Genomic DNA, 25,091 nt, shown 5'->3' on the forward strand with positions numbered 1-25,091 from the left:
CACGCCCTATCCATTTCGAATCGGCACATGACAAAACGCGGGGCCGGTCAAACCGGCCCCGCGTCGCGCTGCCCCTGCGCCTGTCTCAGATCTTTCCCAATCTCGCCCGCTCCTGCGCCGTCAGTGCCGCCTGCTGCGCCGGCCCCGCCTGCCCGAAGCCGAGAATCGACACCGCGTTCGACGCGTCATAGCCGATCTGCTCGCGCTTGCGCTTCCTCGACCCATCGTCGCCCGCATCGCCGAACCCCTCGACCTGCACCGAGATCGTCCAGCGACGCGTCGAACCACCGGACGCGTTGTTCTTCGCGATGTCCTGCGCCACCTGGGTCGCGGCCAACGCCGCCGCGCTGGCCGCGCTCAGCGCGCCGGTGTTCACCGCCTGCACCAGCGGAATGCCGGACGCCTTGCCCGTCACCTGAATGTTGTCAGCGTTCACCACGCGCAGCGCCGCGACGTTGAGGTTGCCCGCACGAATGCCGGCATCGCCCGCGTCGACGGTGCCGCGCGGCGCGATCAGGTTGATCGTGCCCGGCGGCACGCCCGGCACGCTCTGCAGCGTGGCGATGCCGGCGCCCGTCACCTGCCCGCGCGCATCGACCGTGCAGTAATGGTTCGCGTCGCACACGTATTGCGGTGCGGGCGTATCCGCCGACGACTTCGCGCCCTTGCCGGCGTTGATGTCGCCGTTCGAGCTCCAGATCGTCATGTCGCCGCCCTGCTCGGTGAAGATCCGGCTTTGCGCGAGCAGCACGCTGCGATCCGTGAAGATGTTGACGTCGCCCTTCTCGAGCGTGAGGATGCCCATCGCCCCCGGACCCACGAGCACATTGCCTCTGAAATCGACGATCTGCGGCGGGGCCGAGGTGCTGCCGATCAGCGCCTGCCCGCCAGGCCCGAGGATCGAGACGTTGCCGCCTTGCTGCGTCTGAATGGTGGTGCTTCGAATATCCAGATCGCCGGTGTCGGCGATCCTGTTCGCGCCATTGCTCCCGCCGCCCAGATTGTTCGCCGTGTAACCGAGCGACGCCGGAAACAGCGTATTGATCGCTTCGTAACCTCTCGCATACTTCTGGAAATACGGGCTTGCCGGGTTGTTGTAGTCTTCGCCTACCCGCGTCAGCACGTTGAACAGCACATGCTCGGCAAACAGTTGCTGGATGTGCGCCGGCAGCGCCTTGAATTTCGACCACGCCTGCGCCGCGCTCATCGGCTGGACGGCTGGCCGATCCTTGACAAGGCCCGTATCGATTGCCAGCCCGGCTTCATATTGCTGCATGAACGAGACGAGCGCGGGTGCGGTACTTGGCACGCCCTGCATCGAACTCGCCGGATCGACGTACGCCGCGATGAACGCCGGGGTGTCGATGCCCGGACCTACGCCGAACAATACGTTGACGTTCGCGCTTTCATGGGGCAGGTAAGGGTTGCCTGCGTTGCCGATCGCGTCGATACCCGTGAGCGTGCGGGCGTTCCGCACGTCGAGCTGATTGGTCAACGGTCCGATGTTCCGGCCGGCCTCGATGTCGAAGGTACCCGGACCGCCTAGCGCGAGTACCGGTGCGACCGCGCTTCCAGTAGCCAATCCCGGCACATCGTAAATGTCGTGCCCTGCCACGATACGGGTCACATCCGACTTGCGCAGATTCTGCCCCAGGAACGACAGATTGACGATGTCCCGACCTGCCTGAATCAGTGCGGGCTTGTCGATCACGACGGGGACCAGATTGTCGTAGATGTCCGCACTGCCATTGCTTGTCGCCTTCCGAACGCCGTCGACGATGTCGCCGTTCAGGCTATAGATTCGCGCCGGAACGGTATCGTCGCCGTGCAGCGCGACGGAAGCATGCGCCGCCGCCGACGCATCGTTCGGGTTCGCGACGAAGACATACGGCCTCGCCGCCGACGGCATCGCCAACGGGTCGACGTCGAGCAGGCCGAATACCGGCCCCCCGGAACCCATTCCGTACATGCTCGACAGATTCACCGACTGGTCGGCGATCAGATTCAGATTGCCCGACGGCGACGGGTAGAGTGCGCCGCTGGCCGCCACCGTGATGCCGCCGGTGAACGCGGTCAAATTCACCGACGCGGGCAAGACGAACGACAGGTCGTTCATCCCCGGCGTCGCCGTGAAAGTCGCGTCTCCGCCAATCACGCCTGCGGTGAGCGTGCCGAGTGCCACGTCGCCGGTCGTCGACGCCACGTTGACGGCGGACGTCGTCGAGTACCCCTGCATGTCCGCCTGCTGACGATACGCGTTCAACAACGCATTGCCCTGCACATACGACGGATTGAACACGCGCCCGATGCTGACGCCCTGGCGCGCGTTGACGTCCAGCACGCCATCCTGCGTCGCCAGCAGCGTATCCACCACCGTGGGCGGCCGTCCGATGAAATTCGAAGGCACCGCGATATCCGATCCGATCTTCCCGCCCGCCGTGATCGTTCCCGCTCCCTTCGCGACGAAATAGCCGCCGCTCAGGATGTCCCCGCCGGCATGCACGGTCAGGTTGCCGCCGCCGACCGTATTGATCGTGGGGGTGTCGGTATTGGTGCCGGTCAGGTACCACGTCGTCGGCAGCGACACCGACAGGTCGGCAATATTCCCGCCAGCCGACACGGATACGTTTCCGCCAGCGCTCATCACGCCCTGATCGAACGCGCCGAAGTTGATCGACGTTCGAACGACCTGGGTGACAGGATTGGTCGCGCCAACGGTTCCCGTCGGATTGCCGATCTGCATCCACTGCCACCAGAACTGGCTGAAGTCCTTGCCTTGCTGCCCCGTTACGGCGCCCGTCGCGTCCACCAGACGTTCGGCGCCGGCAATGTCTCCCTGCGCGCGAATCGTGATGTCGCCCGCGGAATCCGGGTTGACGGTCGGGGTAATCAAAATGTCCGGATTTCCCGACGTTTGCGGATGCAGGATCGTGATGCCGGTGCCCACGGCGGGTGCCCCCGCAGCGGGCGCGCCCGCCGTGTAGATCACCCCGGGAACGATCATCGAATTCGGGTCGTTCTTCGGCGTCTCGGTCGCATCGAACAGTGCGACGTTATTCGCGGCAGCGACATCGATCGCCCCCATGCCGGTTCGAATCATCGTCGGCGCAAGCAACGCCAATCCACTCGCATCCACATAGGTCGTATGCGCGCCAAGCGTCACGCTTCCACTATGCGTCGTCGCGTCCGAAGGCAAAGGCGGCCGCAGCGCAAGGGGGTTCGTGCTCCCAACATCCGCGCCCGCCACCACGCGGAAGGAACTGCTCGCGCCTCCCGCCAAGGACGCCGACAACAGCGGAATCGGATTGCCCGCCACCGGGACGGGCGAAGGCGTATTGTCGGTCACCGCCGGCAAGTCGATCGTCGTCGTCGCGATCACGGCAACGGGCTGTACAGCCGGCGGCGTCACGGTATCCGCATGCGGCGCCATCACGATGCCATGTTGCACGTAATACTGCGCGGTCGCAGTCAGGTAGGTTCTGTACTGATTCAGATAGAGCAGATAGGACGCCGGATTGGCGGCCTGTTCCGCCGCCGACGGCGCAACCGGCGCGACCGGTTGTCCGGGCTGCATTCCGTTGCCGCGCATCGACGAAATGATGTCGGCGGTGGACGAGTGCGGGTTCTGTCCCAGCAACGAGCTCAGCGAGGTGGCTTGCTCCGTCAGATAGCTCGCGTATGCCGAATACAACGCGTAGTACTCGGCAATCTCGTCTGGCGTCCCGCCTGTAGGCTGCCCCGGCCCGAATGCCAGATTGTGATTCGCACTATATCCGCTTTCGCCGAAATAATTGAGCCCGAGATGGTAGAGCTCCCCCAGGACGCCCGAGGGCATCGTGTAAAGCGTCTGCGTAGCGCTGAGGGTCGACAACGGCGGCACCGGAATCGTCCCCCCGCCGCCCAGCGGGTTCGCGATCTGGAAGAACCCGTCCGTCAGGCTCGCCTTGACCTTCACGTCGTTCCCGGCGCGCAGCGTCACGATCGGCGCGTCGCCCTGGTAGCGATACGCAAGATTCGTCGGCGACGTGCCCGCGCCGAGGTTCCAGTTGGTCAGCACCTGGATGTCGCCGCCGTTGATCGCGGCGCTCGGGTTGTCGAGCTCGATGCCCGGCACGACGCGCGCGTTCGTCACGTTCTTTCCGGCGAACGGATTCGCCATCGCGCCGAGCCCGTTCTGCACGAACCCCATCAGCGTGCCTGGCGTCGTCGCGGTCGCGCCGCCCGCCAGGTAGCCGTAGAAGCTCTGATGATCCGCGTTCGCCACGCCCGTCGCCGGGGCGAAATACATGTTGTCGAGCCCGCCGAAGCCCGGCAGGAGTTGATCGGTGACGCCGCCCTGCAACTGCGCCTGCGTCACCCTGGCCGTCGCGCCCGTCGCCTGGTTCGTCACGGTGCCGCCGCCCGTGCCGTCGGGCGTGAACGAGAACGTCGCGGGCGTGCCGGACGTGGCCTGCGCGGTAAATGTGCCGGCCAGCAAATGTCCGCTGCGGTCGTACCAGCCCGCCGGATCGATGACGCCGTCGAAGTGCTTCGCGCCCGTCGTCGCGTCCGTCGTGCTCCACACCGCATAGGCCTCGAGCGTGGTCGCGCGCGACCCGGCAATGCCCTTGCCGTCGTTGAACGCATCCGGCAGGCCGACCTTCACGCCGTTGTCGATCAGCAGCGGCGCGCGGAAATTCACGGTGCCGCCCGACAGCCCGCCCGCCGTTCCGCCCGATACGTCGATCAGCGCATTCGCGCCCAGCGTGATCGCGCCCGCGTTCGCGCGCAGGAAATTCTCGTAACCGTACGTCGCGTTGTTCGCGATCGCGTTGCCGCCCGCATCGACGATCGTCGGATCGAACAGCGCGCTCGTGCCGATGTTGACCTTGCCGCCGCGCTGCTTCGGATCGGCGCCGCGCGCCAGCAGCGTGCCCTCGACATCGACGCCGTTGCTGCCGTACAGGTCGATCTGCCCCCCCGCCTTGCCCGACGCGTCGATCGTGCCGAGCACGTTCACGTTGCCGTTCGCGGCATCGGGCGCGCGGCCCGCGCCGCCGTCGGCCGTGAGCTGCACCGCGTGCGCGGTCAGCGTGTTGCCCGGCGACAGCGTCAGGTTGCCCGTCTTCGTGCGGATCGCGATCGACTGGTTCACGCCGCTCGACGCGAGCGTCTTCGCGAGCGCATCGAGATCCGCCGCGCCGCCGGTGTCGAGCGACAGCGAGCCGCCCGCGTACCCGCTTGCGGCGCCGCCCTTGATCGTGCCGTTCAGGCTCACGACCTGCTGCGGCGCCGACAGTGCGAGGCCGCCCGCCGCGCCGCCGCCGTTCGCACCCGAGAAATCGAGCGTCGAGCCGGGCTGCACGTCCACCGTGCCCGCGTCGGCCGTCAGCGTGATCAAACCGGCCGGCGCGTAGCGCGTCACGTCGAAGAACCGTTTCGACACGCCCGCCGAACTGACCGTCGAGCCGCCGCCGATCGTCAGGTCGCCGCTCGTCGCCTCGAGCGTCACGTTGCCCGCCGGCGCGCTGATCGTCGCGCCGTTGTCGGTCACGGCGCCGCCGACGAACTTCCACGCGCCGCCGACCGCATTGCGGGTCAGCGCCGTGCCCGACGCGCCATTCAGCGTCAGCGCGCCGGTCGTCTTCACGGTCGACGCCGAACTCGTATCCGCAAGATAGAGCGGCGCGTTGAGCGTGACGGGCAGCGCGCCGAAGTCGAACGTGCCCGTGCCCTGCCCGACGATCCCGCCGATCGCGTTCAGGGTCGCCGAACCGAAGCCGCTCACGTTCTTGCTGCCCGTGCCGAAGTCGATCTCCTTCGCGTTGACCGTCAGCGTGCCGCCGCCCGGCACGGCCGCGCTGCCGATCGCCCCGGTCTCGTTCGTGAACGCGATCTGCTGCGCATTCAACGTCACATGGCCGCCGTCGCTCGTGAAGGTGCCCGCGCTCAGATCCACGCTGTTGCCGAACGTCGCGTTCACGTCGCCGACGAAGCCGATCGCGCCATAGCTGCGCAGCGCGACCTGCTGCGCGTTGCCGAATTGCGCGAGCCCGGCCGGATCGATCACGAAGCCGGGCAGGTTCGCCGCGGCGGCGCCGCTCGCGTTCGTGAACGTGATCGCCGAGCCGTCCGCCGTGATCGCCTTGCCGGACAGCGTCGCCGTCGGATCGACCTTCAGGTTGCCGGACGAATCCAGCATCAGCGCCTGGCCGCCGGCGAGCGTCGCGCCCGCGCCGACGCTCAGCAGGCCCGCGCCCGTGCCGCCGGTGCGCGCGAGCGGCGCCATCGCGCCGTTCGACACGCGCAGCAGCGCGCCGTCGCCGGCAATCGCGATCGGCCGATCCTTCGCCGCCGGGTAATCGCCCGTTGCCGCGATTGACGCGCCCGCGTCGATGCGCAGGCCGTTCGCCGCATTCGAATCGGTGCCGCTGCCGTCGGTTTTCGTGACGAGCAGGATTTCCGGCCCCTTGAGCGCCGTGTTCCCGTCGTTCGACACGACCACGCTGTTCGCGATCGGCGTGATCGTGACGCCGTTCGCGGTCGCCGCACGCGTGCCGCCGATCAGCAGGCTGCCCGCGTTCAGCGCATCGAGCGCATCGCTGCCGACCTGCAGATAGCCGGGCAATGCGGCGCTGCCGTTGCCGGTGATCTGGATGTCCCGCGACGCGATGTCGACCTCGGCCGGCGCGCCGCCCGCGCCGGCGGCCGCGTTCAGCGTGGCCCCGAGCGCCAGCGCCCTCGTCGCCGCCAGCACCAGCTGGCCACCGTCCACCGGCAGCGGCGGCGTCACGTTGCCCTTGCCGGCGGCAAGCTTCGTGAAGTATGCGTTCGCCCCCGTCAGCATGTATTGCGAGTACTGCTGCCACACCGGCCCGGACTGCACGCTGAACAGCGTCGGCGTCGCGCTGCGGCCGCCCGTCAGCGCGTTGGCGAAGTAGCCCGCCGTCACGACCGTGCCGTCCGGCAGCACCTGGCTCGCGCCCGGCGCGACGTTGCCGGCGGTGTTCGATACGGTGACGCGGAACGCGCCCGGCACCGTCGCGTACTTGCCCGGCAGCAGCGTGTAGTAGCCGGGCGCCAGCCCCGGCACGCCCGACAGATACACGGCCTTGCCGACCGGATCGTTCATGCCGGCCTGGCCGACGCCGAGCGTCGCCGTCGTGGTCGTCGCCGTGCCGTTGTCATTGGTCGACGGCTGCAGCGTTTGCGCGAACGTCGGGTCATACGCGGCGACGGGCGACTGCGCACCCGGCAGGATCGCATAGACGTTGCCGGCGCCGGCGTCGACGGGCACGGCGGTCGCCCCCTTCCCACTCGCATAGCTCACGTTGTATTGCGACAGCACGTCGCGCGTGCCGCCCGTGCCCGGCACCCATTCGGCCGCCTGCAGGTCGCCGCCGCCGGACAGGTCGATCGTCGCGCCCTTGTCGAGCGCGACGTTGCCGCCGTTCACGCCCACGTACTTCGCGGGCGGCGCGCTCAGGTCGGTCGTCGTCGCGCCGACGACCGGATTGAATTGCCACTCGACGCCGTCGATCGTCGTGCCGTACGGAATGATCGCGCGGCCGTTCGAGACCGACGTCACGCTGCCGTTCGCCAGCCTGACCGAATCCGTCGCGACGAGCGGCAGGCCGGCGAACTGTGCAAGCGTCGCGCTGCTGGTCGGGTCGCCCACGCCGAACACGAGCGTGCCGGACGGTGCGCGCACGGTGCCGCCCTGCACGATGTTCGTCGCATCGACGAGCAGCGCGCCGCCTGCGGACAGCGGCGTGCCCGATGCGCCGTTCGACGCGAACGTGACCGTCGTCGGCGCCGGCTTGCCTGTCGCCGGATCGGTCGGGCCGACCGCATCGACGATGAACGTGGCACCGGTCGCCGGATACAGGTCCGCGGCCTTGAAAGTCAGGTTGCCGGGGGTGTAGAGGATTCCCGGAGCCAGACCGGACGCCCGGGACTGGCTGGCGTTCGTCGAACCCAGGCGGATATCCCCGCTGCTGGTGAAGTTCGCCTGACCGAAATTGTTCAACTGAACCTGGTTGCGAAGGTCGATGAACGACGCGTTCACGTTCAGCGTCGCATCCGACAACGCCGCGACCGGGTTGAACCCGGGTGACTGCGACGTGAGCGCCGGCCCCGACAACGCGACATACGGCGCATCGATCTCGACCGTCGTGCCGAGCGGTGCTTGCGGCGGCTGCGCGAGCAACGCATCGACGGCCGATGTGATCGTCCCGTCCGGCTTGCGCGCCGGCGTCGACAGCAGCGTCGACAACTGCCCCATGCCGATGGCCGCGATACGCCCGGCGTTCAGCGTCACCGACTCCGGCAGCGCCACCTTCACATCGCCGGCAAACAGGATCGGCGGCACCGGTACGCCGGACGGAGGAAATGACGCGGCATCGCCGAGCACCAGGTTGGCGATCCCGGACCCGCTCAACCGGTCGACGGCGAACTGAATGACGCCGGTCGGCTGGCCGATCGGCAACCCGGTCGTCGGATCGAGCGCCGACGTGAAGTCCTGCCCCGGCGCCAGCCCCGCCGGCACGAGCGTGCCGCCTTGCCGCACGACCAGGGCCGTGCCGGTCGCGCCGTCGTTCTGATGCGGCAGGATCGACAGCGTGCCGCCGCGCGCCTGCGCCGCGCCCGCATGCGCCGCGAGCGTCGCATCGACGAACAGGCCGTTCGCCGCCGACAGCGTGATCGCGCCCGCATCGCTCCACACCGGTTGCGACGCAATCGTGCCGTTCGCCTGCAACTGGTCGAAGTTCGCCGCCGCGCCCGACACGTCGATCCTCGAGCCCGCCTGCGCGACCACGTAGCCCGTGTCGCTCGACAGCGTCACCGAACCGCCGGGCAACACCTTGCCCGTATTCGGCACGACGGCCGTTCCGCCGATCTTGACCGGCGCGGCAAGCGGATTGGCCAATGCCGTGCCCGAGACGTCGAGCGACGCATCCGCGCCCAGCCAGACCGATTTCCCCGGGCTCATGAAGCCGGTGCCGAACTGCCCCGTCTGCGCAAAGGTGCCTTTCGAATCCGCGCTCAACGTGATCGACCCGCCCGGCGCGACGATCGAGCCGAGCATCGTGACCTGCGCCGGCGAGCCGAGGCCGATGCTTGCGCCGGCGTCCGCATGGATCGACGCGCCGCTCGACACCGTGACCGCGCCGGTCACGCCGGGGTACGACGGCGGCGCCGCGCCGGTCGTCGATCCGAGCCATGACGTGTAATTGCCGGCCGTCAGCACGAGGCTCGTCGCCTGCCGGTGATACGCATCGAGCTGGCCGATCGTCGTCAGGCCGCCCGCCGCCAGGTTCGCCCCCGTGCCGGCCTGCTGAAGCGCGATCGCGTCCGGGATGCGGTTCAATTGCGTCACGCCGACCGCGGCGCCCGGCGCGACGATCGTGTCGTAGAACGCATTCAGCACATACTTGCCGAACCCCTGTCGCGCGAAGAAGCGCTCGGGGAGATACACGTCCCACGGCGACGCTGCCGCCGCATCGCCGCCGATCCGGAACCCGAGCGCCTGAAGCGTCAACGTGCCGCCGCCCGAAAACCCTTCTCCCAGGATCGTGCCGCCCAGCGCGATCGTGCCGGCCGACGGCTGCGCGGTGGGCAGGTTCGCGCCGCCGTCGACGATATGGCCGAACTGTTTCAACGGCGATGCCGCATACGTGCGCAGCGACACGCTGCCGCCGCGCCCGGCCGGCACGCCGTTCTGCATCAGCATCCGGCCGTTCGCCAGCATCTCGCCGCCGCCCGACACGTCAAGTACGCTGCCCGGTTGCAGCAGGATCGAGCCCGTCACATCGGCAATGTCGGTGCCGCTCGCGGCCTGAGACCCCTGGAGCGCCGACAGCGAGACCGTGCCGCCATCGATGAACTGGCTATTGCCCGGCGTCGTGCCCGGCGCGGCCTGCACGTCGTTGTTGACCCATTGGCCAGCGGCGCTGATCATCGCCTGCGGCCCCACGACGACATTGCCGCCGCTCGTGATCGAGATCGAGCCCGACGGCGCCGACAGCCGGCCGGCCACGTCGATGCCGGCGCCCACCGCGACGCTGCTGAGCGAAATCGAGCCGCCCGGCTGCAGGTTCAGTTGCGTGCCCTGCGCGACCGTGATCCCCTTGCCGCCGACCTTGTCCTCGGTCACGTTCAGGTTCGCGAAGCCGCCGTTGTTCAGCGTCGCGACCGGCACCACCGTGGTCGACAGCACGTTGCGCGGGTCGGTCGCGGGCAGCGCCTGCAACGTCTTCGTATCGAGCGGCGTATCGATCGAGAAGCCCGGCGCGACTTCGTCGAGCCTGGGCGCGTTGTCCTGCAGCACGACGAGGCCGGCGGTGCCGCTCGCGGTTTCGTGGTTGTTCGACGTCAGGTTCGCCAGCGCCGTGCCGCCGAGCTTCGGATCGGCGCCGAGGTTGAACGTCCCGCCGGCCGGCAGGCTGTTGCCCTGCATCTGCTTCGCGCCGCCGAACGCCTGCGCGCTGATGCCGCCGTCGAGCACCAGCGCCTGCGTCGCATAGACGTCGAGCGTGCCCGCGTTGCCGCCGACGATATAGTCCGGCTGATAGACCCCGCCCGTCAGCAGCGGGTTGAACCACGACTTCGTCACGCCCCAGCGCGGATGGGATTCGGTGAATTGGCCCGCGATGCCGACGTAGGTCTCATACGGGCTGGCCTTCCCGATCGGCACGATCGCGCCGTTCGCATCGACGAGCCGCGTCGTGTTGATCATCCCGCCGTCGTAATGCACGTAGCCGCCGTTCAGGTTCATCGACGAACCGGCCGCGGTCATCACCTCGTTGCCGGACAGCGTGATCGAGCCGCCGTTGGTCAGCAGCTGGTCGACCGTGCGCGGAATCAGGTTCACGTAGCCCGACAGGTTGAGGATCGGGCTGCCGACCCACTGCACGCCGTCGCTGCGCGTGCCGGTCAGCGTGCTGTCGACGACGACGTTCTTGAGCCCGAACAGGAAGCCGTTGCGCAGAAGCGGCGAATCGGCGAGCTCGTTCTGGCCGAGCCGGTCGACCGTCACGAGCGTCTGCGCGATCGGCGCCGCGACGTTCGCCAGGCCGGACACGTCGATCGTCGCGCCGTCGTCCACGTAGATGCGGCCGGGCACGGCGGTCTGGCCGGGCGGGGCCTTCGACAACGACGTGGACGGCGTCAGCGCGGCGACGGAAACGGCCGAGCCGGGCGCCTCGATCAGCGAGCCGCCCTGGAACCAGACCGATCCGGCCGTCATGCCGATGCTGCCCGGCTTGAACGTCGCGCCCGGCGTCGACGGCGTCGTCTGGCCGTTGCCGTCCGGCATCACCGTCGTCACCGAATCCGGGCCGAAGCTCAGCAGGCCGGCGCGATGCGTATCGCCGCCGCCGCCGATCGCGTCGTAGGTCGCGATCGGGCGCCCGAGATACGCCCCGCCGGCCGGATTGTTGGCGAAGTATTCGTCGACCGTGGAGATCGTGATCGTGCCGGGCGCATTGACGCTCGTCGTCACGCCGACCACGCCGTTCTGCGCGACCCGGCTGCCCAGCAGGTTCACGTTGCCGCGCGCGGCCTCGACGATTCCGGTATTGGTCAGCGTGCCGGCCGGCGTGATGTCGGTCGCCTGGCCGTTCGGTCCCAGCAGCGTGATCTGTCCGCTCAGCTCCGGCAGCAGCACCTGCGGGTTCCCCCTGACGCCGCTGTTCGGCCGCAGGCTCACGCCCACGCCGGCCGCCAGCACGACTTGCCCGTCCGTCGCCGTGATGCGCCCCGCGTTCGTCACGTTCGGCGCGGCGATCATCACGAAGCCGCCGTCGCTGACGTTGCCGTTCGCATGCGTGGTGATCGACGCGCCCTGTTCGATGGCGACGTCGCCCCACGGCTGGTACTGGCTGGCCGACGCGAGGTTGACCTGGTTGCCGAGGCCGAGCACTTCGTTCGGAATCCTGCCGTCGCCGTTCACGCCGGTTGAACTGCCCGACTGCGGATACGCGAGCCCGCCCGTCGTCCCGGCCGGCAGGCTCAGGAACTGCCTGTTGCTCGCGACGATCCCGGCGGCGTCCTGCGCGAGACTGCCCGTGACGACCGGAACCTTGTTGACCATGGCCTGGTTGTAGTTGTTCATGTTCAGCAGGTCGAGCGACGACGCCACCAGCGAATGCACGTTCACCTGCGACCCCGCCCCGAACAGCACGCCGTTCCGGTTGATCACGTACACCGCCCCCTGCGCGGTGATGTTCCCCAGAATCTGGCTCGGCCGCCCGCTCGGGTCGTTCACGCGGTTCAGCACCGCCCAGTTGTTCGCGCCGTTCGTCTGCGTGCCGGCCGACTGGTCGAAATTGAGCGTCGTCTGCCGGCCAACGTTCATCGTCTCCCACGTCAGCACCGCGTTCTGCCCGGTCTGCCTGACGTCGACGTTCACGTGCCCGTTCGCGTCGACGCTCTGCTGCGGCGCGTTCGCGTTGAACCACAGCACCGGGTTGTTCGGATCGTTGGTCGCGCCCGCCGCGACCTGCAGCCCGCCCGGCGCGAGCCCGTTCGGCACGCTCGACGGCAGCCTGGCGGCCGCCGCGGCCGCATTCTGCTGCGCGGCGATTTGCGCGGCGATCGCATGCGCGGCGTAGCCGAGGTTGCGGATCGACGGCTGGCTCGCCTGCAGCGCCTGCTGCGGCGACACGCCGAGATTCGGCACGCCGGCCAAGCCGCCTGCGACGCCCGCGCCGCCGCCGGCCGCGCGCGCGCTCGCCTGCCCGAGGTTCACGATGCCCGCCGCCTGCGCGTGCGCGGTGACGCCCGCCGCCAGCATCACGGCGACCGCCCGGCATAGCGGACGCAGGTCCGATCTCAGGACGGACCGCGAACGAATCGGGTCATGTTGTCGTACTGCGCGTGCGCGTGCTGCCATTCTTCACCCCGAACCCTGGAAAATTGCGCGTTGCCGCGATCGCGCCGAGGCCGGCGCCGATCCATGGCCGCGCGTGTCGATGCACGTTGAACAGGCCACTGGAATCCGAAGACCATACGAAGCGCGCGTGGCAGCGGCATGGCGGGTGCTACGGACCATTCCGGCCGCGCTGAAAAGGTCCGTAGCATTTGTCATATGCGCCGGAGCACGCCGAGTCATGCCGGCTCATGCCGGCTCGCGGTGCGACCGCGCAAGCGCGGCGAGCGCCGCGCCGACGCGCGCCACGAGCGCCGGCCAGTCGCCGGGCCGCGCCTGCCGGAACAGCGTCGCGGACGGATACCACGGGCTGTCGTCGCGCTCCAGCAGCCAGCGCCAGTCCGGCACGCGCGGCAGCAGCACCCACACCGGCCGCCCGAGCGCGCCGGCCAGGTGCGCGACCGACGTGTCGACGCTGATCACGAGATCGAGCGTGTCGACGAGCGCGGCCGTCTCCGCGAAATCCGTCAGCGCGTCGTCGAACGACACGACGCCGCTCGCCGCGAAGGCTTGCGCATCCCGCGCGCGCACCTGCGGCTGCAGGCTCACGAACGTCGCGTCGAGCGTCAGCAGCGGCGCGAGCGCGGCAAACGGCAGCGAGCGGTTCTCGTCGTTCGCGTGGCGCGGGTTGCCGGACCATGCGAGCCCGACCCGCAGGCGGCGCGGCGGCGCGAGCGCATCGAGCCGGCCGGCCCACGCCGCGCGCCGCCGTGCGTCGGCGCGCAGGTACGGCACGTCGGCCGGCACCGTGTCGAGCGTGGTGCGAAACGCGTAAGGCAGGCTCATCAGCGGGCAGTGCAGGTCGAACGCCGGCGTCGGCTGTCCCTCGGTGACGACGCGGCTCACGCCGCGCAGCGTGCCGAGCAGTTCGCCGAGCGCGGCCGGCGCTTCGACCAGCACCGTCGCACCCCGGTCGTGCACGAGGCTCGCGTAGCGGCAGAACTGCAGCGTGTCGCCGTAGCCCTGCTCCGCGTGCAGCAGCACAGTCCGGCCCGCGATCGACGCATCGCCGTGCCACATCGGCCGGTCCGCGTGACGCCGGTGCAGCATCACGTCGGCGGCCTGCCAGCGCGCTTCGTGCTGGCGCCAGCCGGTGTCGAAGTCGCCCATCAGCAGGCGGCAGAACGCCTCGGCGCGGCGCGCCGCGCCGTGATGCGGATCGCGTTCGCACGCGCGCACGAAATCGGCGAGCGCCGCGTCGTGCTCGCCGAGCTGCTGGCGCGCGACCGCGCGCGTGAACAGCGCCTGCGCGGCGTCCGCGGGCGCGCAGGCCGCCGCCGCGTGGCCGGCGAGCGCGTCGTCGTAGCGGCCGAGCTGCTGCAGCGTCAGCGCGCGCTGGTAAAGCAGTTCGGTCTGCGGCCCGGTCGTCGCGAGCGCCCGTTCGTAGTGGACGAGCGCGTCGTCGAATGCGCCGAGCGCGCGCAGCGCGGCCGCGCGGTTGCGCAGCGCATCGATGTCGTCGGGCCTGCGCGACAGCGCTTCGGCGTAAGCGTGCGCGGCGTCCGCGTATCGCTCGAGCCCGAGCAGCGCATTGCCGCGGCCGACCCACGCGCCGGCGTGGCCGCGATTCAGCGCGAGCAGCCGGTCGCAGCGCTTCAGCAGTTCGTCGCGCGCATGCAGCAGGTCGAGCGCGACGCAGCTCGCGAACAGCAGTTGCACGTCGTCCGGCGTGCGGGCCAGCCCTTCGTCGACGCACGCCAGCGCGTCGGCCGGACGCCCGAGTTCGGTCAGCACGACGCCGCACGCGTACACGAGATCCGGCGTCCTGCCGCGCGCGACCATCGCAAGCTGGTAGGCATGCAGCGCCTCGTCGCGACGCCCCAGCGCGCGCAGCGCATGGCCGCGTTCGGCGTGCGCAGCCGGATCGTTCGGATCGATCCGCAACGCGCGCTCGATGCTGATCAGCGCGTCGGCGGGCCGGCCCAGCATCCGCAGCGTCTCGCCGCGCTTGCGCCACGCGAGCGCATGCCCCGGCTCGCGGCCGAGCGCGCGATCGTACGCGGCGAGCGCGGCGTCGCCGTCCCCGAGCGCAAGCAGCGCGTCGCCGCGCACCGCGTTGGCCTGCGCATGGCCCGGGTCCTGGGCAAGCGCGCGCTCGCACAAGGCGAGCGCGTCGCGATGGCGGCCGACGCCCGTGAGCGCCGCCGCATGGTTCGCGAGATTCCACGGCTGGCTCAGGCCGGAGCGCATCGAACGCGCGATCAGCGGCTCCGCGCGCGCCGGGTCGCCGACGCGCAGGTATGCGAAGCCGAGCAGGTGCAGCGCTTCGACGTGATCGGGCGCGAGCGCCAGCACGCCCTCGTACAGCCGCGCGGCGCCCGCGAAGTCGCGCTGCTCGAACCGCGCGCGCGCGTTGCGCAGCGCATCGTCGAGCGCGGCTTGCAGCACGCCGATGCCCGCGCCCGGCGCGAATTCCGGCGTCGGTCCCGGCCGCGCGGCGTGCGCGCTCATCGCGCGGCTCCCCTGACGCGCGCTCATCGCGCGACTCCGCCGACCAGCGCCGGCAGCGCGTCCCGGATGCGTTCGACGACGCTTGCCCACTGCCCGCCTTCCGGCTGCCGGAACAGCCGCGCGGTCGGATACCACGGGCTGTCGTCGCGCTCCAGCAGCCAGCGGAAATCGGGCGTATGCGGCAGCATCACCGCGAGCGGCCGCCCGAGCGCGCCGGCGAGGTGCGCGACCGACGTATCGACACTGACCACGCAATCCATCAGCGCGGTCAACGCGGCCGTATCCGCGAAATCCTCGAGTGCGTCGCCGACGAAGCGGACCGGCCCGCCTTCGAGCAGCGGGCGCTCCTCGTCGCGGATCACCTTTTGCAGGCTCACCCATTCGTAGCGGTCGTCGACGAGCGGCAGCAGGTCGGCCAGCGTCATCGAGCGGTTGCGGTCGTTCAAATGCAGCGGGTTGCCGGACCAGACGAGGCCGATGCGCGGCCGCGCGGCTGCGCCGAGCCGCTCCCGCCAGCGGGCGACGCGCGCCGGGTCGGCGTGCAGATACGGCGCGCCGGACGGAATCGACGCGAGATCGGTGCGGAATTCGAGCGGCAGGCTCAGCAGCGGGCAATGCAGGTCGAACGGCGGCAGCGGCGCGCCGCGCGCGACCAGCGCATCGACGCCGTCGAGCGTCGCGAGCAGCGCCGTCAGCTCGACCGGCGATTCGAGCACCACCCGCGCGCCGAGCGCCTTCACGAGCGGCACGTAGCGGCAGAACTGCAGCGTGTCGCCGAGCCCCTGCTCCGCGTACAACAGGATCGTCTGCCCGTCGAGCGGCATCCCGCGCGTCCAGCGCGGCTGCGCGAACGCGCGCCGGCTCGCGTCGAGCTGGCTGTCGCGCCAGCGCCATTCATACTCGGCCCAGCCGGCTTCGAAATCGCCGATCGACAGGCACAGGAACGCGCGCATGCAGTGCGCGAGCACGTAGTCGGGATCGATGTCGATCGCGTCCGCATAGGCCTGCCGCGCGTCATCGTGGCGCCGCAGCGCACGCAGCGCGTTGCCGCGATGGAAATGCGCGAACTTGTCGCGCGGCGTCGCCGCGATCACGCGCGCGAAGTCGTCGAGCGCGTCGCCGTAGCGGTGCGTTTCGAGCCGCACGCGGCCGCGCGTGAACCACGCGGGCGTGTAGTCCGGTTCCGCCGCCAGCGCGCGGTCGCACGCATCGTGCGCGTCGCCGTGGCGGCCGATCCGCATCAGCGCGCTCGCGTAGTTGCACAGCACGCCGGGATTGTCCGGCTCGACGTCGAGCGCACGCGCGTAGCTGTCGGTCGCGTCGCGGTAGCGCGCCAGATAGCTCGCCGCGTTGCCGCGATTGGCGAGCGCCCGCGCGTGCCGCGGCTCGATCGCGAGCACGCGGTCGCAGCGCACGAGCGCCTCGTCGTGCCGGCCGAGCTGTTCGAGCGCGATCGAGCTGTTGAAGAGCGCGTCGACGAAACCCGGGCTCGCGGCGATCGCCGCGTTGAAATCGGCGAGCGCAAGCGCCGGCTCGCCGAGATCCAGGTGCGCGACGCCGCGCAGGAACAGCACCTCGGCGCTGCCCGGCACGAGCGCCAGCGCGTGACCGTAGCTGTCCGCCGCGTCGCGGAAGCGCCCGAGCCCGCGCAGCGCGAGGCCGCGCGCGCGGCACGCGTCGAACGAACGCCCGGCGAGCGCGAGCGCGCGATCGCAATCGGCCAGCGCGGCGTCGCAGCGGCCGAGCGCCAGCAGCGTCTCGCCGCGCTTCACGAAGCCGTCGGCGAACTGCGGCGCAAGTTCGAGCAGGCGGTCGTAAGCCGCGCGCGCGTCGTCGTGGCGCGCGAGCTGCGCGAGCAGGCCCGCGCGCTGGAACAGCGCACGCTGGTGCACGGGGTTGATCGCGAGCGCATGGTCGAGGCGCGCGAGCGCGTCCTGCTCGCGACCGAGACCGGCAAGCACCGCCGCGTGGTTCGCGAGCGCGAGCGGCGCCGGCTGCCGCTCGATCGACTGCCGCATCAGCGTGTCGGCCTCGGCCAGCCGCCCTTGCTGGAAGCGCACCGCGCCGAGCAGATGCAGCCCTTCCGGATGGTCGGGCGCGAGCGCCAGCAACTCCGCGTATGCCTTTTCGGCATGGTGCAGCGCGCCCTCCCGATGCGCGTTGCGCGCCCGCGCCAGCAGCCGGTCGAGCTGCGCGGCATCGGGCCGACGGATCGCGGGCGGCGGCTCCGGAATCGTTGCTGCCGCGAGCGGCGTCCCTGCCCCGTTCGATGTCATGCTCTGGCCCCCGGTTGTCGCATCGTCGTCGTGTTTTGGGTCTGCTCTAACGCGTGATCCGGTCGAGCGCGGCGCACACCGCGTCGATCACGCTCGCCCAGCGGCCCGCAACGGCCTGCCGGAACAAGCGCGCGTCCGGATACCAGCGGCTGTCGTCCCGGTCGCGCAGCCAGCGCCATTCCGGCGGATCGGGCAGCAGCACCCACACCGGATGGCCGAGCGCGCCGGCCAGGTGCGCGACCGCCGAATCGACGGAAATCACGAGGTCGAGCGAGCGGACCAGCGCCGCCGTATCCGCGAAATCGCCGAACTCGTCGCCGCAGCGCCGCACCGGCGCGTTCGCCAGCAACGCGTCGTCGCGCGCGGTCACGGCCTTCTGCAGGCTGACCCATTCGACGTCGAGCGCGAACAGCGGCGCGAGCAGCGCGAAATCGATCGAGCGGTTGTGGTCGTTGCGGTGTTCCGGATTGCCGGCCCATGCGAGCCCGATGCGCGGGCGGCGCGATTCGCCGAGCCGCTCCGTCCACTGCCGGACGCGCTGCGGGTCCGCATGCAGATATGGCGTCTGGCACGGCACGTCGGGCAGCGTCGCGCGCAGCGCGAACGGCAGGCTGGGCAGCGGGCAGTGGCAGTCGAACGGCGGCAGCGATTCGCCGCGCGCGATCACCTGCGCCGGCCCTTGCAGCGACGCAACGAGCTCACGCAGCGGCGCCGGCACTTCGAGCACGACGCGCGCGCCCTGCGCGGCGAGATGTGGCACGTAGCGGCAAAACTGCAGCGTGTCGCCGAAGCCCTGTTCCGCATGGATCAGGATCGTCCGGCCGGCGAGCGGCGCGTCGCCGCGCCACGACGGCTGCGCGAACGCACGGTCGTGGCGCGCCAGCGCCGGATCGCGCAGCCGCCATTCGTATTCCGCCCAGCCGCGCGCGAAGTCGCCTTCGACGAGGTGCAGCGACGCCCGCGCGACATGCGCGTCCACGTAGTCCGCATCCAGCGCGATCGCGCGATCGTAGGCCGCCAGCGCATCGTCCGCGCGTCCGGTCGCGTAGTGGAGATTGCCGCGGTTGAGCCAGTTCGCCGCATGGTCCGGGCGCAGTTCGAGCGCGCGGTCGAGCGCGCGCAGCGCGTCGTCGTAGCGGTGCAGGTCCTGCAACACGCTGCTGCGATGAGTCCAGGCCTCGCCGAAGCGCGCGTCGTTCGCGAGCACGGCGTCGTAGCTTTGCAGCGCTTCGTCGAAGCGTTTCAGGAAGCGCAATGCGGTGCCTTGATTGCAGCGGACCTCGTGCGCGCCCGGGTCGATGTCGAGCGCGCGCGCATAGCTGTCGAGCGCGGCGTCGTGGCGCTTCAACTGCAGCAGCGCGTTGGCGCGGCACGCGTGCGCGCGCGCATGCCACGGTTCGAGCGCGAGCACGCGTTCGCAGCGCGCGAGCGCCTCGCCGGCGCGGCCCAGCCGTTCGAGCGCGACCGCACTGTCGTAGAGCGCCTCGACCAATGAAGGGTCGGCCGCGATCGCTTCGTTGAAGGCGCTCAGCGCTTCGTTCAGGCGCCCGAGATCGACGAGCGTCTGGCCGCGCATCGACAGCATCACCGCGACGCCGGGCCGGATCTCGATCGCGCGGTCGACGCACTGCAGCGCGTCGGCCGGACGCTGCAGCGCGCGCAGCACCAGCGCGCGGTTGAACCACGATTCGAACGAGCGCGGCTCGACCATCAGCGCGCGGTCGTAGGTGTCGAGCGCTTCCTGATGACGCCCGAGCGCACGCAGCGCGCTGCCGCGATTGCACAACGCGTCGAGCACGAGCGGCGACACCGCGAGCGCCCGGTCGAACGCGGCGAGCGCGGGCTCGTAGCGGCGCAGCCCGATCAGCGTGTTGCCCTGCCGCACCAGCGTCTGCACGTCGCGCGGATCGACGCGCAGCGCCGCGTCGAACTGCGCGAGCGCTTCGTCCGCGCGCCCGACGTCGCCGAGGATCGCGCCGAGATCCGACAGCGCGCGCACGCCCGCGTCGATCGCGATCGACTGCCGCAGCAGCGCTTCCGCATCGGCGGCCGCGCCGCGCTGGAATTGCAGCACGCCGTACTGGTGCAGCGCCTGCGGATTGTCCGGCTCGTTCGCGAGCACCGCGAGATATTCGCGTGCGGCGTCGTCGAGGCGCCCCGCGCTGTGCCAGTTCTGCGCGCGGGACAGCATCGCCGCCGGCGCGCGGGTTCCGGACGCATCGCGCGCGGATGCGCGTGCGTGTGCACCTTGTGAGTACTCGCCCGCCACGTTGGCCCCCTTGCCGTCTCGCGGAATCCGTTGCCGGTCGACCGTCCGGAGCGGCGGGTCGCGGCAATCGCTGTCGAAGCGAGACTAGCGGACGAGCGGTAACACGCGTATGACGAATGTTACGGACCATTTTGACGGGCGGACCGGACGCCCATCCCATGCCGCCCGCGCGGCCGATGCATGCGGTGCGCGGCGTGTGCGCGGCGGCCGCCGTGCTTACTGCCCGATCGGAATCGTCCGTTCGTATTCGACGGACGGCGCGCCGAGCGCGACCGCGAAGCGCACGCCGCGCGGCAGCGGCATCCCGAGCGACGTGATGTTGCTGATGCCGTGCTGCGCGAGAAACTGCGCATAGGTCTGCTCGATGACCGCCTGGCTGGCGGTCCATCCGCCCGGCGCGATCCACACCGCCAGCCGCATCGCGCGCGCGTCGCGGCTGACGACCACCTTCGCAAAATCATCCATGTGATGCAGCGCGTCCTCGAGCTCGGCGAGCGACGCGAGCGGCTGCGACGCGCTACGCGCCAGCTCGCGCCCCTTCAGCTGATAGCGGACCACCTGGACGTGCGTCGGCCCGCCGCCGACGCCGAGATGCCGGACGAGCACCAGCTCGTTCGGACGGAGCCGCAGCGGCGGCCCGAACACCTCGTCGGCCGTCACGAGGTTCAGCAGGTCGAATTGCAGTTGCGAGAAATAGCGGCCGAGCAGACGCGTTTGCGCCAGATTCGACGCGATATCGTCGCGGCCGCGGATCGTCGCGTCGAGACCGCGCCACGACAGCAGCGCGATCACCGCGAGCAGCGCGATCGCGACCAGCATCTCGATCAGCGTGAAGCCGCGTGCGCGCCGCGCGGCGCGCGGGTCAGCGCCGCGCTTCATCCTGCACCACGGTGACGACTTCGGCGAGCACCGTCCGGCTCGACGCCGATGCATGGACGCTCACCGTCACCTGCCGCACGAGCGGGCTGGGCAGCGCCGTCACGGACTGGCGGCACACGAACCGGTACGGCCCTTGCGGACACGCGAACGTGCTGGCGCCGACGGGCGGCCAGCTCGCGGCGATGCGGATCGCGCCGAGCGCGTTGTCGGCGCTCCACAGCGCGAGCAGCCGCATGCGGGCCGTGTCGGTGTCCGACGCGAGCGCGCCGATCGCGCGCATCACCGCGCCCAGCGCGACCGCGACGATCGCGAGCGCGATCAGCACCTCGATCAGCGTGAAACCCGTTTGCGGCCCCCGCGCCGCCGACGCCCCGCCGCGGACCGGGCGATCGTCATAGCCTGTCTTGTCGTCGCACATGAACCACGTCCGTCGGTTGTCCGTCATGCCGGCGCGGCTCGCGCAGCGCGCGTCCGGCCGGATGCGCGCCTACGTTAGGCGAAACCTGTGGCAGTCGCGTGTCGAAAGATACGGACCATTCTTGACGGGACGGGAAGGCGCACGCGCGGCGCGGCGGCCGGCGTCGCGACCGAGGGCCTGTTCACGCTAATAACGGGCTTGCGAACGTGCCTTGCCGGCTGCAGTGCAAGAAGCAAGGAGCGCCGTTTGGCCGCGCCAAACAAGCGACGCGCGACGCCGCAATACGGCCGGCAAGGCACGTTCCCCTGATTTTTGAAAATCATTCGTGGGGGCCGGCCTACGGGGCTGGCCGCCAGAAGGGCCGATCGCCGCGTCATGCTCCTTGCGAATACGCCCGGTATTCGCTTCGTCCCATTCCTCGCGCTCGGCCCTTCTGGCGGCCAGCGCAAGCCCGTTATTAGCGTGAACAGCCCCTGGGATGAAGAAAAAGCGGAAGACCCGGCCGCCGCGGCAACGCGCCACGGTCAGAGCACGCCGCAGGCGCGGGAAACGACGGGAAGCGTCAGGCGAGCACCGCGCCGTCGAGCGCCGCGCGCGCGCGTTCGCCGGCGGCGTGCGCGTCGACCTCGCGAACGAAACCTTCCCGGCTGAACGCGACCACCTTCACGCCGACGCCCGCCGTCCGCTTCACCGTCAACGCCCATTGCCATTCGCCGTCCTGTTCGAAGACGTGCAGCAAGGGTTCGAGGGATTCACTCAGTCCGGTCACGCGAAGTTCTCCCGCCGCCCGTCGTCCGGCGCCGGCCGGCCGTCGGGCATGCGATGCAGATGCAATCATTCCGGCAGCGATCGGTATGCGCCGGTCCATCAAATAGTCTACACGGAGAATGTTGCGCCGCACCATCAGCGGTTTCACTGGGCTATCTCAAAATTAAACCGATAGCCGGACCGCATCGGCCATCGGCATTCGCGCGCCGCGCTTGCGTCACGCGCCGTCCGCCGGTCCCGCGACGACCCGCCGGAACGTCAGGTTGACCCGCTCGCCCTGCACGGACGGCGCCTTCGGCACGCGATGCTGCCACTCGGCCTGGGTCCGCCCGCGCATCACGAGCAGGCTGCCGTGCGTCAGCCGGTACGCGTGCGTGACGCCGCTCGCGCGGTGCCGCAGGTCGAACACGCGCATCGCGCCGAGGCTCACCGACGCGATCACCGGCGCATCGCCGAGTTCGGGTTCGTTGTCCGCGTGCCAGCCCATGCTGTCCTGCCCGTTGCGGTAGCGGTTCAGCAGCACGCTGTTGAAGCGCGCGCCGCACGCCGCCTCGACCGCGCGCTTCAGCTCGAGCACGGCCGGCGTCCACGGCGCAGGCACGTTGCGGATGCCCGAATACACGTAGACCGCGTCCGGCTCGCCCTGCCACGCGGTGAGGCGCGGCAGCGGGATGCGGCCGCGCGGCGTGCGGATCGCATCCTGGCGCCACGCGACCTCGCCGATCAGCGCGGCCAGCGCGCGATCGGCGTCGGCCGGCGCGAGCCAGTCCGGGTACCAGTCGACGTCGGGCGCGGGGGTGTCATCGAAGAGATCGAACGTGGACATATCGGGCGGGTCAGGCGGAAAACATCGACGGGCGACGCATGATTGCATGGTAGCGAACCACGCACGCGGCCGCCATGCGCGTTCATTCGCGGCGCGGGGCCGTTCCAATCCGCTGCCGCTGCCCGGCCGACGGCTGCCGGGCATGCGCCGGCGCGTCACGCTATCATCGCGCCATGTCGCGCGGCCGCCCCTGCCCGGCCGCGCCACGTTCCCGTTCAACCCGGCCGGCGCGCTTCGCCGGCCCTTTTCCGGACCTCATCATCATGACGCTTTCCGATTCCGCGCTCGACCAGTTGTTCCTCACCGCGCGCACGCACAACGCCTGGCAGGACAAGCCGGTCGACGACGCGCTGCTCCACCGGCTGGTCGACGTCGCGAAATTCGGCCCGACGTCGGCGAACTCGAGCCCGGCGCGCTTCGTGTTCGTCAAGTCGCCGGAAGCGAAGGCCCGCCTGAAGCCGGCGCTGTCCGAAGGCAATCTCGCGAAGACGATGGCCGCGCCCGTCACGGTGATCGTCGGCATGGACATGGCGTTCTACGAGCAGTTGCCGCGCCTGTTCCCGCACGCGGACGCGCGCAGCTGGTTCGCGGGCAACGACGCGCTGATCCAGGCCACCGCGTTCCGCAACTCGTCGCTGCAGGGCGCATACCTGATCATGGCCGCCCGCGCGCTCGGCCTCGACGCCGGCCCGATGTCCGGCTTCGACAACGCGGCGGTCGACGCCGCGTTCTTCGCCGGCACCACGGTGAAGAGCAATTTCCTCGTCAACCTCGGCTACGGCGACCCGGCCGGCCTGTTCCCGCGCAGCCCGCGCTTCGACTTCGACGACATCGCCCGCATCGCGTGACGCTCGCGCGGCGCGCATGAACGCGCGCGCCGCGGCGAGTGCGCCACGCCGGCGCGGGGCGCCGGCTACGCGCCCCGCGTCAACCGGATCAGCGTTATCTCGGACGGCACGCCGAACCGGTTCGGCGGCCCCCAGTAGCCGGTTCCCCGGCTCGTATAGACCCACAGATCGCCGAATTTCCGCAAGCCGGCGACGACCGGCTGCTGCAGCCGCACGAACGGCGGCCACGGCAGGAACTGCCCGCCGTGCGTATGGCCCGAGATCTGCAGCGAGAACCCGGCCCGGCTCGCCTGTTCCGCGCTCCTCGGCTGATGCGCGAGCAGGATTCGCGTCCCGACGTCGCGCGGCGCGCCCGCCAGCGCGCGCTGCGGGTCGCTGCGGTGTGCCGGGTCGAACGCCCCGGCCGTGAAGTCGGTGACGCCCGCGACCACCGCGCGCGCGCCGTCGTGCTCGACCACCACGTGCTCGTTCAGCAACACCGTCAGGCCGATGCGCCGGAACTCCGCGATCCACGCATGCGCGCCGGCGTAGTACTCGTGATTGCCCGTCACCAGGAAGCTGCCGTGCCGGGATTTCATGCGCCCGAGCGGCGCCGTGTGCTCGCGCAGCCGCTCGACGGAGCCGTCGACCACGTCGCCCGTGACCGCGACGATGTCGGCATCGAGCGCATTGACCGCGCCGACGATGCGCTCGACATACGCGCGCTTGATGGTCGGCCCGACGTGGAGATCCGACAGCTGCACGATCTTCAGGCCGTCGAGCGCGGCGGGCAGGCCCTGCACCGGAATCGACACGCGCTTGACCGCCGCGGTGCGCCGTGCGTTCACGAACCCGATTCCCGTGATCAGCAGCGCGCCGGCCAGCACGCCCGACGCGCTGTCCGCCGCCGCCCCGCTCCATGCGCCGGCGTGTCCGAGCGCGCGCCACGCGGCCACGCCGAGCAGCATCAGGTCGCGCACGAACGTCAGCGCGAGCAGCGACGAGAAGAACCCCATCGCGATCGCGCCGGCCCAGCCGAACAACGTCGCCGCCCAGCCTTCGTCGAAACGCCGCGCGAACATCCCGACCGGAATCAGCACGCAGAAGCTCGCGAGCACGAGCGCCGCGACGACGCGCGCGGTGGTCGACGCGAACGCGTCGGGAATGATCCGCATCCCGACGTACAGATGGAACAGCAAGCCGATCGCAATGAACCGGACAAGGAAACTTCGCATGGCGCGCTCACCCACGTTGCGGCGCGACTGGCCAGCGAGGCCCGCGCCGTACGCCCGATGGTACACACATCCCGCCGAACCCGACGCCGGCGGCAGATGACGGGCCCGGCCGGCAGGATCGAGCGGATTCACGCCGGTTCACGCGGGAATGCGCGGTTCGCGCGCCGACTCGATCGCGACCGCGCATCAAACGCGTCGATTCGCTTTGCCTTCCGCGTCCTTGCAGTCATTA

At 70.3% G+C, this 25,091-nt stretch carries 10 protein-coding genes; 1 reads left to right on the plus strand and 9 read right to left on the minus strand.

The window, feature by feature from the left end:
* Positions 1 to 85: 85 nt before the first annotated feature.
* The 8 genes from KY49_RS31535 to KY49_RS31570 all read right to left on the minus strand — a co-directional run bounded on the left by KY49_RS31535 (position 86) and on the right by KY49_RS31570 (position 22,797).
* The gene (locus tag KY49_RS31535; RefSeq protein ID WP_042588217.1) at positions 86 to 12,775 is read right to left on the minus strand and encodes a filamentous haemagglutinin family protein; all 12,690 of its coding nucleotides are present in this window, start codon (positions 12,773 to 12,775) and stop codon (positions 86 to 88) included.
* A 324-nt stretch (positions 12,776 to 13,099) separates the two neighbouring features.
* Positions 13,100 to 15,388 carry a tetratricopeptide repeat protein gene (locus tag KY49_RS31540; RefSeq protein WP_082062483.1) on the minus strand — a complete coding sequence of 763 codons (2,289 nt, stop codon included), beginning with the start codon at positions 15,386 to 15,388 and terminating at the stop codon, positions 13,100 to 13,102.
* Complete coding sequence (locus KY49_RS31545; protein WP_042588218.1) at positions 15,385 to 17,637, minus strand: tetratricopeptide repeat protein; 2,253 nt, start codon at positions 17,635 to 17,637, stop codon at positions 15,385 to 15,387. The genes KY49_RS31540 and KY49_RS31545 overlap by 4 nt, the downstream gene beginning before the upstream one ends.
* Positions 17,638 to 17,683: 46 nt before the next feature.
* On the minus strand, positions 17,684 to 19,828 hold the full coding sequence (locus tag KY49_RS31550) for a tetratricopeptide repeat protein (protein ID WP_197083625.1): 2,145 nt from the start codon (positions 19,826 to 19,828) through the stop codon (positions 17,684 to 17,686).
* 294 nt (positions 19,829 to 20,122) lie between these two features.
* Positions 20,123 to 20,785 carry a PulJ/GspJ family protein gene (locus KY49_RS31555; RefSeq protein ID WP_042588220.1) on the minus strand — a complete coding sequence of 221 codons (663 nt, stop codon included), beginning with the start codon at positions 20,783 to 20,785 and terminating at the stop codon, positions 20,123 to 20,125.
* Positions 20,769 to 21,203: a type II secretion system minor pseudopilin GspI gene (gene gspI, locus KY49_RS31560; RefSeq protein ID WP_042588883.1), complete on the minus strand. Its 435-nt coding sequence runs from the start codon at positions 21,201 to 21,203 to the stop codon at positions 20,769 to 20,771. The genes KY49_RS31555 and gspI overlap by 17 nt, the downstream gene beginning before the upstream one ends.
* A gap of 562 nt (positions 21,204 to 21,765) precedes the next feature.
* Positions 21,766 to 21,972 (minus strand): hypothetical protein, encoded by a 207-nt coding sequence (locus KY49_RS39180; protein WP_042588221.1) that lies wholly within the window; start codon positions 21,970 to 21,972, stop codon positions 21,766 to 21,768.
* A gap of 216 nt (positions 21,973 to 22,188) precedes the next feature.
* Complete coding sequence (locus KY49_RS31570) at positions 22,189 to 22,797, minus strand: alpha-ketoglutarate-dependent dioxygenase AlkB family protein (RefSeq protein WP_042588222.1); 609 nt, start codon at positions 22,795 to 22,797, stop codon at positions 22,189 to 22,191.
* Positions 22,798 to 23,060: 263 nt separating this feature from the next.
* On the opposite strand from KY49_RS31570, the gene KY49_RS31575 reads away from it, so the two are divergent.
* Positions 23,061 to 23,645, plus strand: a complete 585-nt coding sequence (locus tag KY49_RS31575) for a malonic semialdehyde reductase (RefSeq protein WP_042588223.1) — start codon at positions 23,061 to 23,063, stop codon at positions 23,643 to 23,645.
* 65 nt (positions 23,646 to 23,710) lie between these two features.
* Here the strand turns inward: KY49_RS31575 and KY49_RS31580 are convergent, their stop codons facing one another.
* A complete protein-coding gene (locus KY49_RS31580; RefSeq protein WP_042588884.1) occupies positions 23,711 to 24,859 on the minus strand; it encodes a metallophosphoesterase in 1,149 nt (382 codons plus the stop codon).
* Positions 24,860 to 25,091: the final 232 nt, after the last annotated feature.

It is taken from the genome of Burkholderia sp. MSHR3999 (genome assembly GCF_000833595.1).
Lineage (GTDB): Bacteria > Pseudomonadota > Gammaproteobacteria > Burkholderiales > Burkholderiaceae > Burkholderia > Burkholderia ubonensis.

Excerpts from the sequence above, each read along its gene's own strand:
- gspI (WP_042588883.1), bottom strand. The coding sequence starts at position 21,203 with ATGTGCGACGACAAGACAGGCTATGACGATCGCCCGGTCCGCGGCGGG.
- KY49_RS31550 (WP_197083625.1), bottom strand. The coding sequence starts at position 19,828 with ATGCTGTCCCGCGCGCAGAACTGGCACAGCGCGGGGCGCCTCGACGAC.
- KY49_RS31535 (WP_042588217.1), bottom strand. The coding sequence starts at position 12,775 with ATGCTGGCGGCGGGCGTCACCGCGCACGCGCAGGCGGCGGGCATCGTG.
- KY49_RS31545 (WP_042588218.1), bottom strand. The coding sequence starts at position 17,637 with ATGACATCGAACGGGGCAGGGACGCCGCTCGCGGCAGCAACGATTCCG.
- KY49_RS31555 (WP_042588220.1), bottom strand. The coding sequence starts at position 20,785 with ATGAAGCGCGGCGCTGACCCGCGCGCCGCGCGGCGCGCACGCGGCTTC.
- KY49_RS31575 (WP_042588223.1), top strand. The coding sequence starts at position 23,061 with ATGACGCTTTCCGATTCCGCGCTCGACCAGTTGTTCCTCACCGCGCGC.
- KY49_RS31570 (WP_042588222.1), bottom strand. The coding sequence starts at position 22,797 with ATGTCCACGTTCGATCTCTTCGATGACACCCCCGCGCCCGACGTCGAC.
- KY49_RS31540 (WP_082062483.1), bottom strand. The coding sequence starts at position 15,388 with ATGAGCGCGCGTCAGGGGAGCCGCGCGATGAGCGCGCACGCCGCGCGG.
- KY49_RS31580 (WP_042588884.1), bottom strand. The coding sequence starts at position 24,859 with ATGCGAAGTTTCCTTGTCCGGTTCATTGCGATCGGCTTGCTGTTCCAT.